General features: G+C 59.8%; 10 protein-coding genes and 2 pseudogenes. 9 read left to right on the top strand and 3 right to left on the bottom strand.

Going from position 1 to position 11,987, the window contains the following annotated elements; translation table 11 throughout:
* Positions 1 to 39 precede the first annotated feature (39 nt).
* The gene (locus tag QQL24_RS16125) at positions 40 to 345 is read right to left on the bottom strand and encodes a WGR domain-containing protein (protein ID WP_284313315.1); all 306 of its coding nucleotides are present in this window, start codon (positions 343 to 345) and stop codon (positions 40 to 42) included.
* A gap of 395 nt (positions 346 to 740) precedes the next feature.
* On the opposite strand from QQL24_RS16125, the gene repA reads away from it, so the two are divergent.
* From repA to repC, 3 genes are all read left to right on the top strand, one after another.
* Complete coding sequence (repA, locus tag QQL24_RS16120) at positions 741 to 1,949, top strand: plasmid partitioning protein RepA (RefSeq protein WP_284313314.1); 1,209 nt, start codon at positions 741 to 743, stop codon at positions 1,947 to 1,949.
* Positions 1,946 to 2,971 carry a plasmid partitioning protein RepB gene (repB, locus tag QQL24_RS16115; RefSeq protein WP_284313313.1) on the top strand — a complete coding sequence of 342 codons (1,026 nt, stop codon included), beginning with the start codon at positions 1,946 to 1,948 and terminating at the stop codon, positions 2,969 to 2,971. The genes repA and repB overlap by 4 nt, the downstream gene beginning before the upstream one ends.
* Positions 2,972 to 3,178: 207 nt before the next feature.
* A complete protein-coding gene (gene repC / locus QQL24_RS16110) occupies positions 3,179 to 4,492 on the top strand; it encodes a plasmid replication protein RepC (protein ID WP_284313312.1) in 1,314 nt (437 codons plus the stop codon).
* A gap of 161 nt (positions 4,493 to 4,653) precedes the next feature.
* On the opposite strand, the gene QQL24_RS16105 is transcribed toward repC, so the two are convergent.
* Positions 4,654 to 5,373 (bottom strand): haloacid dehalogenase type II, encoded by a 720-nt coding sequence (locus QQL24_RS16105; RefSeq protein WP_284313311.1) that lies wholly within the window; start codon positions 5,371 to 5,373, stop codon positions 4,654 to 4,656.
* A 911-nt stretch (positions 5,374 to 6,284) separates the two neighbouring features.
* Positions 6,285 to 7,315: pseudogene (locus tag QQL24_RS16100) on the bottom strand (hydroxyacid dehydrogenase).
* 138 nt (positions 7,316 to 7,453) lie between these two features.
* Here QQL24_RS16100 and QQL24_RS16095 point away from each other — a divergent pair.
* From QQL24_RS16095 to QQL24_RS16070, 6 genes and pseudogenes are all read left to right on the top strand, one after another.
* Positions 7,454 to 8,524: a LacI family DNA-binding transcriptional regulator gene (locus tag QQL24_RS16095; protein WP_284313310.1), complete on the top strand. Its 1,071-nt coding sequence runs from the start codon at positions 7,454 to 7,456 to the stop codon at positions 8,522 to 8,524.
* Entirely contained in the window at positions 8,521 to 8,865 is a 345-nt protein-coding gene (locus tag QQL24_RS16090) for a hypothetical protein (protein WP_284313309.1), read from the top strand. The genes QQL24_RS16095 and QQL24_RS16090 overlap by 4 nt, the downstream gene beginning before the upstream one ends.
* 129 nt (positions 8,866 to 8,994) lie before the next feature.
* Complete coding sequence (locus QQL24_RS16085) at positions 8,995 to 9,192, top strand: hypothetical protein (RefSeq protein WP_284313308.1); 198 nt, start codon at positions 8,995 to 8,997, stop codon at positions 9,190 to 9,192.
* 24 nt (positions 9,193 to 9,216) lie between these two features.
* Positions 9,217 to 9,981, top strand: a pseudogene (locus QQL24_RS16080) (substrate-binding domain-containing protein); the annotation flags it as partial.
* Between the two features lie 110 nt (positions 9,982 to 10,091).
* Positions 10,092 to 11,084, top strand: a complete 993-nt coding sequence (locus QQL24_RS16075) for an ABC transporter permease (protein ID WP_284313307.1) — start codon at positions 10,092 to 10,094, stop codon at positions 11,082 to 11,084.
* On the top strand, positions 11,081 to 11,857 hold the full coding sequence (locus tag QQL24_RS16070) for an ATP-binding cassette domain-containing protein (RefSeq protein WP_284313306.1): 777 nt from the start codon (positions 11,081 to 11,083) through the stop codon (positions 11,855 to 11,857). Before QQL24_RS16075 ends, QQL24_RS16070 begins: the two co-directional genes overlap by 4 nt.
* Positions 11,858 to 11,987 lie beyond the last annotated feature (130 nt).

Here is an 11,987-nt window from a genome sequence, read left to right as displayed (position 1 = left end):
CGATGGGTCAATCGGGTCGCCGGTACGGATGGAGCCGGTCTACGGTCGCACAGAGTACTTACGCCGCTTCTTCCTGGCGAGCCACCTGTCCAGCGCCTCTGCTGCGAGCTGCGTTGTCCCGTGCAGTTCGATAAGCCGACGGCCCCTGCTCCCGATCCGGCCCCACTCCCGAACCAGGCTTGCATCGCCGAACAATGAGGGTTCGACGGAGAGGACGTAATAGCGAGCAATGTTGCAGGCCTCCTCGCGTCGTTCGAGCACGAGGAAACTCAGGTTCTCTTCGAGGGTTGCGGTAGCGTCCATTTTGGCAATATCGCGCCGCTGGCCGTCGCGCGTCCAACGCATTTCGTGAATCGATCGGGCGAGACTGATTCAAGAAATTGATTAGTCCAGGCAGTTACTGTCCCCCCGATGACGCTGGTGGTTGATGGCTGGATCTGAAAGCGGATAGGACGCTGAATGGCGATCCTCCCTTGGAGCCTCCTCATTTGGAAATTCGTTTGTCGGATTGTCCAATCGCGAGTTTCGAACGGGCGGTCGATGCGCGTCTAGCCTCCATTATTGGGCCTCGCGCCACGGTTGAGTTTGCAGTTGCCAATTGGCAACTGGAGAAAATCCAAGCCGAATCTGAGTGAAATTGGTAAGTACGCGTTAACCCTTTAGCGCTTGCCAGAATCTTAAGAATCGGCGCTTATATCTACGCTTCAAGGGCATAACTTTCTTGAAAAGCGTAGGAACGGATGGCTACCGGAGATAAAGCACGATTGGAGCGGGCCAAGCCCAAGGTGACTGACGTCATTGCCGGCGATGGGAATTCTTTATCTCATGAGTTGCTGGCGCTTCGTCAGTCTCTCTTCCCGCCGATTTCGCAGAAATCCCTGCGGACCTTCTCTTCCGGTGAAGCGGCCAAGCTGATTGGCGTCGCCGACGGCTATTTGCGGCAGTTGTCGCTAGGAGGGAAAGGCCCACAGCCCGACACCGGCATCGGTGGTCGGCGCTCCTATACGCTTGAGCAGATCAACGAACTTCGCCGATTGTTGGATGAAGGCGGCAAAGGCAAACGCTATCTGCCGAAGCGCGGAATAGGAGAGCACTGCCAGGTCTTGGCGACTGTGAATTTCAAGGGGGGGTCCGGCAAGACGACAACATCCGCGCATCTCGCGCAGTACCTTGCGTTGCGCGGTTATCGCGTTCTTGCTGTTGACCTTGATCCGCAGGCCTCCCTGACAGCTCTGCACGGCTATCAGCCGGAGTTCGATATTGAGGCCAATTCGACCCTCTATGGCGCCATCCGTTACGACGCAGAGAGGCGACCGACCGAGGAGGTCGTGCGCAAGACCTATTTTCCTGGTCTTGACCTTATCCCCGGCAATCTTGAGCTCATGGAATTCGAGCATGACACACCGCGCGCCCTGGCTGATGCAGCTGGCGAGGCGTTCTTTGGCCGAATTGCTACGGCGCTTGGTGCTGTCGCTGATCGCTACGACATAATCGTCTTGGATTGCCCTCCCCAGCTTGGCTTTTTGACATTGGGCGCCCTGTGTGCGGCCACCGCTATGCTTGTGACCGTGCATCCCCAAATGCTCGACGTGATGTCGATGTGTCAGTTTCTCCTAATGGCTGCTGATCTTCTCTCAGTGGTTCAAGGAGCGGGTGGTGAACTTGATTACGATTTCCTGCGTTACGTCGTGACTCGTTATGAGCCATCAGACGGGCCTCAGACGCAGATGCTGGCTTTCATGCGCTCGCTGTTTCGCGAGCGGGTATTGACCAACACGATGTTGAAATCGACTGCGATCTCCGATGCAGGGCTGACCAAGCAGACTCTTTACGAGATCGGGCGGGAGAACTTCACGCGATCAACCTATGACCGGGCAATCGAGTCGCTCGATGCCGTAAATGGCGAGATCGAGACCCTGATCGAGCACGCTTGGGGGCGTACATCATGAGCCGTAAGGGGATGCTGCAGACTTTACTCGCTGGGCGAGATCGTGAGTTGCCAATTGGCAACTCCTCCGAAGAGGAGGGGCAGGGGCTAGCAGTGCCGAATGCCAGGCTGGATGTGGCTGTTCCCGTTCGGGCGGGGGCGGTGGGCGCCATGGGTCGGGCCCTTGGTAAGATAGCAGACGCTGCTCAGGAAGCCCGATCGTTGATTGCGGCGGGGGAGGCCGTTGTCAGCCTTGACCCTACCCTGGTCGAGGCCTCTTTCATCACTGATCGGATTGCCTTCTCGCCCGACGAGCAAAGTGCCTTGGTGGCTTCGATCGCAGAGCATGGCCAACAGGTCCCAATTCTTGTTCGTCCCCACCCGGTAAGGGTCGGACATTATCAGGCCGCATACGGACATCGCCGGCTCCAGGCAGCTGCGGAGCTGAGGAAACCGGTGCGCGCTGTCGTACGCGAGATGAGCGACGCCGAACTGCTGATTGCCCAAGGCCAAGAGAACTCGGCGCGTCTAGATTTAAGTTATATCGAGCGGGCTTTGTTCGCTGTTGCGATAGAAAATCATGGTTTTGATCGCGCCGCGATAATGGCGGCCTTGAGTGTCGAGAAGACCCAGTTGTCCCGTCTGATCGCCATAGGCCGCGGAATTCCGCCTGAGGTCGCGCAACTGATCGGGCCCGCTGCTAAGACCGGAAGGCCTCGGTGGTCCGCATTGGCAGAGCTGCTTCTTAACAGGAGTTATAAGGAACAGGTCGAACAGCTTTCGCGCGATAAGGCTTTCATGGCCGCCGACAGCGACGCGCGTTTTGGCCTATTCTTCGCGGCTTTGAGCGGGGGGCGTGAAGCCAGCATACCTTTCCAGATTTGGCATAATGAGGAGGGCAGGGAGGTTGTGCGATACAAGCAAACCGACGGAAAGGTTACGCTCGTCATGGACGAGAAGATCGCGCCGGATTTTGGGACATTCCTTATCAAGCATCTTGATCAACTGTACGAACGATATCTCACTGAGACCGTGCAAAATTAGATGGCACAGGTGGCACGGCGACATTCGCAATTAACTCGACCAACGAAGAGGTGAAATCGCAAAAGAAAAAGGCCCCCGAAACGTGGTTCCGGAAGCCCTTCTCATTCCTAAGCAAAATGAGAATCCCATTTCCGTGATTCACAGTCAAGTTCTTTGGCGTCGTTTTGGCGAGCAGATTTCTTTTGCCTGATTGAAGGCAAGGAAGTGATGAACGAGACCCTAACGACGACGCCCTTTGGGCGGCGATCGCTGTCGCTCGGCATGTTGGCTGCCAATATGGTAGCCCGCGAATGCCCGACCGAAGCCGTCGTTCACAAGTGGAAGATCTTTAACGCCATATGCGAGGCCAAGGCGGCGCTGGGTGCGAGCGACCGCGCGCTGGCCGTCCTCAACGCGCTGCTGAGCTTTCACCCAGAGACTGTGCTGACAGGGGAGGGGGACCTCATCGTCTTTCCCTCCAACGTGCAGCTCGCCCTTCGGGCGCACGGCATGCCGCCGGCGACACTCCGCCGTCACCTCGCTGTGCTCGTCAATTGCGGCCTGGTGATCCGGCGGGACAGTCCCAACGGTAAGCGCTACGCTCGAAAAGGGCAGGGGGGCGAGATCGAGACCGCCTTCGGTTTCGATCTTACTCCGCTCGTCGCGCGCGCCCAGGAGATTGAGCAGTTGGCCGACACAGCGAGGCAGGAGCGCCGTGCTCTCTTGCTCCTTCGCGAGCGCGTGACCCTCTATCGGCGGGAGATCGCTAAGATGATTGCCGTGGGCTTGGAGGAGGGCGTCCCAGGCGATTGGAACGGTTTGCACGCGACCTATCGAGGTCTGGTGCAGCGTATCCCCCGTCTCCCGACGAAGTCCGAACTCGAGCCGGTGGCCTTGGAACTGACGTTTCTGATGGACGAGATCCGTAATGCCCTGGAATTTCATCTGAATTCCAGGAATCCGGGCGCCAATGAGTCTCAGTTTGAGCGTCACATACAGAATTCAAATCCAGAATCCCTTACTGAATCTGAACTTGCTTTCGAAGAAGCAAAGGGGAAGGTCCAGTCCGCGAGAGAACCCCAGGGACCGGTATATTCGATGGGGCCACAACGCGCAGCCACAGACGCGCCTCCGCCCTTAGGCGCAGAACGCCGCGTGACGCTGCGCGAGCAGGACCCCACCGACCAGGTGGTCCCGATGAAGGGGTATCCGCTCGGCATGGTCCTCGATGCATGCCCCGACATCATCGACTACGCCAAAGGTGGGATTGCGTCCTGGCGGGACCTCATAGCTGCCGCTGAGCTCGTGCGAAAGATACTTGGCATCAGCCCGAGCGCCTGGGAGGACGCCCAAGTGGCAATGGGACCAGAGGCCGCTGGCGTGGTGATTGCCGCAATGCTGCAAAAGGCCGCGACGATCAATAGCGCAGGAGGCTATCTGCGAAATCTCACGGAGAAGGCGAGGGGAGGGCAATTTTCGATTGGCCCAATGTTGATGGCTCTCCTACGAACAAAGCGCAGAGTCGGGAAAGTGAGAGCGTGATGGCGTTTTTTGGCGGATCGCAGATAAAGCGACAACCATCGACGGGCATTGTGCAACTGATCATCGATCGGGTAGGGCAATCGAGTGGGACTGTTTCGCTCGACTTCCTTGCTTATATCAAGCTTGATGCGAGAGGCCCGCGCATCTGATGCGTTTCGGATTCAGGTTTCTCTCACGGCTTCCAGCTTGTCCGCAAGATCATCGACGTTTGCGGCAATGACATCCCATGGTTCGTCAGCAGCGAAGTCCTTGGTCTGGTGGGGTCCATACTCCGTCGGACGAGCGATGAAGGCAGTTTGCAGACCGAGGGACCGCGCCATTTTGAGGTCGTCATTGTGGGCGGCGCACAACATCACCTCTTTTGGCTGCAGATCAAGGAGCTGGCAGGCGCCGAGATAGTTTTCGCGGTCCGGCTTGAAGTGATGAAACAAATCCGAAGCAAACACCATGTCCCAAGGAAGTCCAACGTGCTTGGCCATGTTGACGAGCAATGCGACATTGCCATTCGACAGCGGCCCGATGATGAAGTTCTTCTTCAATCGCGTTAGGCCCTTCACGGAGTCGGGCCAAGGGCGCAGGCGATGCCACCCCTTGTTGAGATAAGCCAGGTCTTCTTGCGCAAGGCCTTTGATCCCGAACTCCATGACTAGCCGATCGAGAGTTGCGCGATGGAGTTTATCCAGCGTGGTCCAGAGCAGCTCGCCCTTCCGCACCCTGTCCATCGATGGAGCGTAAGCGCTGCGCCAAGCATCGATCAGGCTGGTCCAGTCGCCGACAATATTCCGCTCGCGTCCGAACGCAGTCAGTTCTTCTATTAAGCTGGAGCGCCAGTCGACGATCGTTCCAAACGTATCGAATAAGATTGCCTGCGGGGAACTCATGTGGGCGTCTCCATCGGCCATAAACTGCTGATTCTAATGCGGCTTATGTGCACGCGATAGAGGGCCTGCGAGCTCGTTTCGAATGCGTAGCCGGCATAACAACCGCGACGATAGACACTTGCCGTTCGTATGAAAATCACATGAGACCATATTTTTGTGATTGGAGCCGGAAATGAATCTCAGATGAAGGCGTTCCATATCGAAGCGACAACGGCATTCGTCCCGGTCGCAGAAGGGAGAAGCTCGGCATGCCGCCGACGTGTACGAAGTGGGCGCAAGCGAACGGTATCCTGAGGTTCAAACCGCTGGAGGAAAGGATCCGTAAGCGCTTGCTCAGTCGGATGCCCAGGAGGGATCGGTGCTCGGCCAGGGATGTGCGTTCCTTGCGCCGGGCAATGTTCTCGTCGCTGCACCGAAACATTGGGCTAAATACGTCTGTTGTATCGTCCGTTGTGATACATAACCTTGTTAGTTTCCTTGCGACTGCAAGGATTTGTATCAAACAAGTCCCATGCAAACGAAGCCTCGGCGTCAAGAAGATCGCGTAGTCTCGCTCTTGCAGGAACGGGGCATGATGCGGCTGTCCGAATTTCTCAAGGAGGGTGTCACATCGGCGACTATTTCCCGTATGGAACAAAAAGGCGCCCTCAACCTGGACGGCCTTCATTCAAGACGTTGCCATTGATCCCGGCACGCTTTCCGACGTTGTCGATGCACTAGCAGCCTTTCTGTTGCCCCGCGCCGAAGAGGCCAGAAATCTGGAAGACGACTGAACGGTAGTGGAGCCGCCAAACTCAGGCGCGTGGCTCTTCGCTCGGTGGTGATCGGGCTTCGAAATTTGGCCTAAGCGATACGTCGAGGACCGCCATCGTCACACCGTCGTCGCGTTCTTAGATCTTCTGCTTTCGCGTCTAGTTCCGTGCAACCGGCATGGAGCGCATGCGCGACACCGTCTCGCGCTCGGCGCGCTTTGAGCGCAGCGGCGGCAAGCCGCGGTCGATCAGGTCCATGTCCTCCAGCACCATGTCGCCCATGCGCTTGAAGGCAATGTCGAGCGCGCCGGCTCGGTGGGCCGAGCGCAGGAAGCCGGGCAGAGCGCGAACAGCGTGGTCCTTGGCCAGGGGCTCCTCGGGAAAAACGTCGCTGGCGGCGACGATGTGGCCGCTCCTCACCGCAGCCATCAAAGCCGGGAAATCGACGACGCCGGCCCGGCTGAGCAGGATGAAGGCTGCGCCCTTGCGCATTTTGGCAAATGAGTCTGCGCCAAGAAAACCCTGGTTCTCGCTGGTAACGGAAGCGACGACGAAGACGAAATCGCTTTGTGACAGCACCTGGTCGAGCAAGGCCGGCTCGACGCTGTTGTCGATTAGGATCGACGGCGGCAGCCACGGATCATAGACTTTTGTGTGGGTGCGGAAGCCAGTCAGCAGGCGGTTGAGCGCGCGGCCGAGGTCACCGAAGCCGATGATGCCGACATCGGCGCCGGAGAGGAGCCGCGCCGTCTGGTTGCCGTCGCCACCCCAAAGCTCATTGCCCTGCCGGAAGGCGAGGTCGGCGTCGACGATGTTGCGCGCGAGATTCAGCGCCATGGCAAGGCCGAGCTCGGCCACGGGCTCGGCAAAGACCTGGCCGGTGGTGACGACATGGATGCCGCGCGCGAATAGCGTCTCGTAGGGCATGTTGTTGACGAGGTTGGCTCCACGTTGAAAACGCAACGCAGCGCCTTCAGTTTGTCGAGCGTCTCAGGAGCGATGGCTGGCTGCCCGATTATATAGCGTGCCTCGGCCAGCGTTTCGGCGGGCAGGGCGGAGAGCTTCTGCGGCTTCGTCTCGACGATGCGATAATCCTTTCGCAAACGCGCCAGTTGCGGCGGCATGAAGATCAGCTCGAGTGTGCGTGGTTCGGGCACGCTGATCACCAGCGGCAAGGTTTTGTCGGTCATATCTTCCTCCTCCGATGCCAACCAAAGAGCATCGCGATGATTTTCACTATTGGATGCAAAAACGTTTTACAACGAGAATAAAACGATTTATCAACGTCAAAAGTGCTCGATAACGCGGTTGTCGGCGGGAGGGAAGGCATGGCATTGGAGGCCGGTCATGGCAAACGGGCGTCGATTGCCGACGTCGCGAGACTGGCCGGCGTTTCCTTGGCAACTGTCTCGAATGTCGTGAACGGCATTGGGAGAGTGGCTCCCGAAACTCGCGAAAAAGTTTCGGCCGCCGTCGAAGCGCTCGGCTACCGGCCCAACGGTATTGCGGCAAGCCTGCGCAACAGGCGCAGCCGCCTGATTGGCATGGTGGTTCCAGCTGTCACCAATGCGCTCTTTGCCGAGATGGTGCACGAATTCGAGACATTGGCGACGGCGGATGGCTATGGCATCACCTTGGTCACCAGCGACGAGGATCCGGAGCACGAACGCGAGCGGATCCTTGCCTTGCTCTCGCGCCAGATCGACGGCCTGATCATCTTGCCGGCGGCTGACGATTCTCTCGGAGCTGGCCTTGATCCGATCGCATTGCCTCCAACAGTCGTGCTGGACCGTGGACTCGGGCTTTCCGCCTTCGACACGGTCGGCCTCGACAATGTCGCCGGAGGCTATGCCGCGGCGCGACATCTCATCGAACTTGGCCACACTGCGATTGCAGTGGTCGCTCCGGCCTTGCGGCTTGCCAGTATGCGCGACCGCATCGCCGGGGTCGAGCAGGCAATGGCGGAAGCGGGTCGACAAGGGCGTGCGCGGGTTCTTCTAGGCGGCGAAACCATGGAGGGACTGCGCCGCGCGACTGAGCAGGAATTGCGTCGGCCTGACCGCGCAACCGCGGTCTTCACCACCAGCAACGTCGCGACCCTTGGCGCCATCAAAGCGATACATGCCCTTGAACTGTCGATGCCGCGCGATGTCTCCCTGGTGGGCTTCGACGATTACGACTGGATGACAGCGCTTCGACCCTATGTAAGCGCGGTTGGCCAACCTATCGGGTCGATGGCGGCGAAAGCCTGGAATATTCTGCTGCGCCGGCTCGATGCTGGAAATGATACGACGCCGGCTGAGCGCGAGCATACTCAAATGGAAGGCCTGCTGCGGGTCCGCGAATCGACCGGCCGGCCGACGAACCGCATAGCGCGCAAACCTGTGGTGTCGAGATGACTACGTATCCGGCGCGAAGATTGAAGCTTGGCATGGTGGGCGGCGGCACCGGCTCGCCGCCTGGAGAGGCGCCCCGGGTCGTCACCCGGGCCAGCCCTGAAGTTCGAGTTGACGGCGCCTATGCGACGGGCGTTCCGCCCGGCCACCCGGAGGCGTGGATAGAAGGCTTTGCCCAGATCTACCGGGACACCGCAGAGCAGATACGTGTCAGGCAGCAGGGGCGAAGGCCCGATCCGCGAGCCTGCCTGGTACCGACGGTCGAAGATCGCGAACAGGGGTTGCGCTTCGTCGAAGCGGCTGTCGCTTCACATCAAGAAGGTGGCCTGTGGGAAAGTCTTTAGCTCGCGCCAGGGAGGGGTGATCACTCAAACAGGAGGACGGACGTTCTGGAAACACCGCATACGCATTTGGAGTGAATTGTCACAGCGATGGTTATCGTCTGCTGGGGCGAAAAAAAACAGGAGGAAAACATGCAGTTTACCGGAAGAACCAATCGCTTGGCGCAAGCGCTCGGCGTTGCTATCGTCTTTTGCGCCGTCAGTGCCGCCAAGGCCGAGGACGGCGAATATGGCGTGCTGATGAAGACTCTGGCCAACCCGTTCTGGGGTGCGATGGCGCAGGGCGTCGAGGACGGCGCGAAGGAAGCCGGCGTCAAATACTTCCAGTAGGCGGCCGAGAGCGACCAGGCGGCCGAGCCGCAGCTCAACCTTTGCAACACCATGCTCGAGCGCAAGCCGACGGCGATGATCACCGCCGCCATCAACTCGACCAACCTCCTGCCTTGCCTGAAGTCGGCGCAGGATGCCGGTATCAAGATCGTCGACCTCGACAACAATCTCGATCAGGCGGTGCTCGACAAGGAAGGCGTCAAGGTCACCTTCCATATCGGCTCCGACAACATCGCCGCCGGTGCGCAAGGCGCCGAATACCTCGTTTCCAAGCTCGGCAAGGACGCCAAGGGTCCGGTGCTGGTGATCGAAGGCCTCTCCGGCAACATCACCGGCGAGAAGCGCGCCAAGGGCTTCGCCGACAAGCTGAAGGAGCTGGCACCGGGGCTAGGAATCGTCGCCTCGCTGCCCGGCGACTGGGACCGCGGCAAGGCCGCCACGATCGCCACCGACACGCTGACCGCGCATCCCGATCTCGTCGCCATCTTCTGCGCCAATGACGGCATGGCGCTGGGTGCGGTGGAATCGGTTTACGCCACCGGCAAAGGTTCGCAGGTGACGATCATCGGCGTCGACGGCAATTCGGATGCGGTGAAGTCGATCAAGGAAGGGCGGCTCAACGCTTCCGTGGCGCAGTTGCCTTATCTCGTCGGCAAGCAGGCGGTCGAGAACGTCAAGAAGGCTTTGGCCGGCGACAAGGTCGAGGACAGCATCGCCGTGCCGACGCTGGTGCTGACCAAGGACGTGATCGACGCCGGCAAGGAGCCGATGCTGCAATATGTGAAATAATTTAGGGAAAGGAGTAGGGGAGTAGGAGGAGCGATGGTTTGCGCTTCTTCGACTTGACCCCAGCGGTCTTGCTTCCCTACTCCCTTATTCCCCTACCCGAAGAGTGGAAAATGGCCTCCGAAACGACGCAGCCCAGCTTCTGGGCTCGGGTGCAGCGCGCATCCGTCGAAAGGTTCCACATCAGGCTGGAGTCGCTGGTGGTGCTTCTGGCGCTGAGCACGGCGATGGCGCTCTTGTCGCCCTACTTCCTGTCGCTCAGCAATTTCCTCAATATCCTTTTGGCAACATCGACGATTGGCGTGCTGGCGATCGCCGCCACCTTCGTCATCGGCTCGGGCGGGCTCGACCTGTCGCTCGGCTCGGTGATGGGCCTGGCCGGCGTGGCCGGCGCCTTCGTCGCCGTCAATCTCGGCTGGCCTTCTATCCTTGCCGTGATCGCCTGCATTCTTGCCGGCGCGATTGCCGGCAACATCAACGGGCAGCTCGTCACCCGCGCCTTCGTGCCGGCCTTCATCGTCACGCTCGGCATGCTTGGCCTTGCACGCGGGCTCGCACTCGTCATCTCGCAGGGCAGGGCGATCTATGGGCTGCCGCCCGAGATCGTCTTTGTCGGGCAGGGCAGGCCGTTCGGCATCCCGATGCCGGTGATCATCCTCGTGCTGACGGCGATCGCCGCTCATGTGGTGCTTGCCTATACGCGCTTCGGCCGCCACACGCTGGCGCTCGGCGACAGCGAGGGCGCCGCGCGCGCCGCCGGCATCCGCGTCGAGCATCACCGCCGCATCATCTACACGCTGTCGGGCGCGCTGGCCGGCCTCGCCGGGCTGCTATTCACCGCCCGCGTGAACGCCGGCGACCCGACCGCCGGCATCAACTACGAGCTCACCGCGATCACCGCGGCGATCATCGGGGGCACCAACCTATTCGGAGGCCGCGCCTCGGTCCTCGGCACCATGATTGGCGCGCTGATCATGGGCGTCTTGCAGAATGGGCTGACGCTGCTCGCGGTGCAATCCTACTACCAGCAGATGGCAATTGGTGCGGTGCTGATCCTCGCAGTTTTCATCGACCAGTACCAGGTGCGGAAGGAGTCGCGCGTATGACCCTGCTTTCGCTGCGTAGCATCCGCAAGAGTTTCGGCGCGGTCGATGTGCTGCATGGCGTCGATCTGTCCGTCGAGGCCGGCGAGGTGGTCGGCCTGGTCGGCGACAACGGCGCCGGCAAGTCGACTCTGATGAAGACCATCACCGGGATCTACCGCGCCGACAGCGGCTCGATCGAATTCGACGGCAAGGATATCCTTGCGCTCGACCCCGGTCTGCGCCGCCAACTCGGCATCGAGATGATCTACCAGGACCTGTCTTTGGCCAAGCAGCAGGATGTCGCCTCGAACATCTTTCTTGGACGCGAGCCGACGAAAAGACTGTTCGGCCTGTTCCCCGGCTTCGTCGACAAGGGCGAAATGGACCGCCAAGCCGCCAGGATGATCGAGCGGCTCGGCGCACATCTGCCGTCGATCAACCGCTCCGTCGGCTCTTTTTCTGGCGGCCAGCAGCAGACGGTGGCGATCGCGCGCGCGCTGACCTTCAACCCGAAGCTCGTCATCATGGACGAGCCAACGGCGGCCCTTGCCGTGCGCGAAGTGCAAAGTGTGCTCGATCTGATCCGGCGGCTGCGTTCCGAAGGCATCGCCGTTATCCTGATCTCGCACCGGCTGAACGACGTGCTGTCGGTGACCGACCGCATCGTCGTGCTGCGCCACGGCAGGGCCGATGCCGATCTCGTCACCGCCAAAACCAACATGAACGAAGTCGTCAGCCGCATCGTCGGCAGTGGCGATATGGCCACAGCCGCGGCGCATGAACAGCGTGGCTGAGCCTATTGACTTTGGAAGACGGATTACCCGGTGCAATGCAAGATGGGGTCAGAACAAGAACTGCTCGAAATCATACGCTAAGAAAATATGTGAGACTTTTCAAAGAGCCGGACGAGCGACATCATGTTTT

It is taken from the genome of Labrys miyagiensis (assembly GCF_030160835.1).
Taxonomy (GTDB): Bacteria; Pseudomonadota; Alphaproteobacteria; order Rhizobiales; family Labraceae; genus Labrys; species Labrys miyagiensis.
Note: the sequence above shows the minus strand (reverse complement) of the source record. Positions and strands in the feature narration are given on the sequence as shown.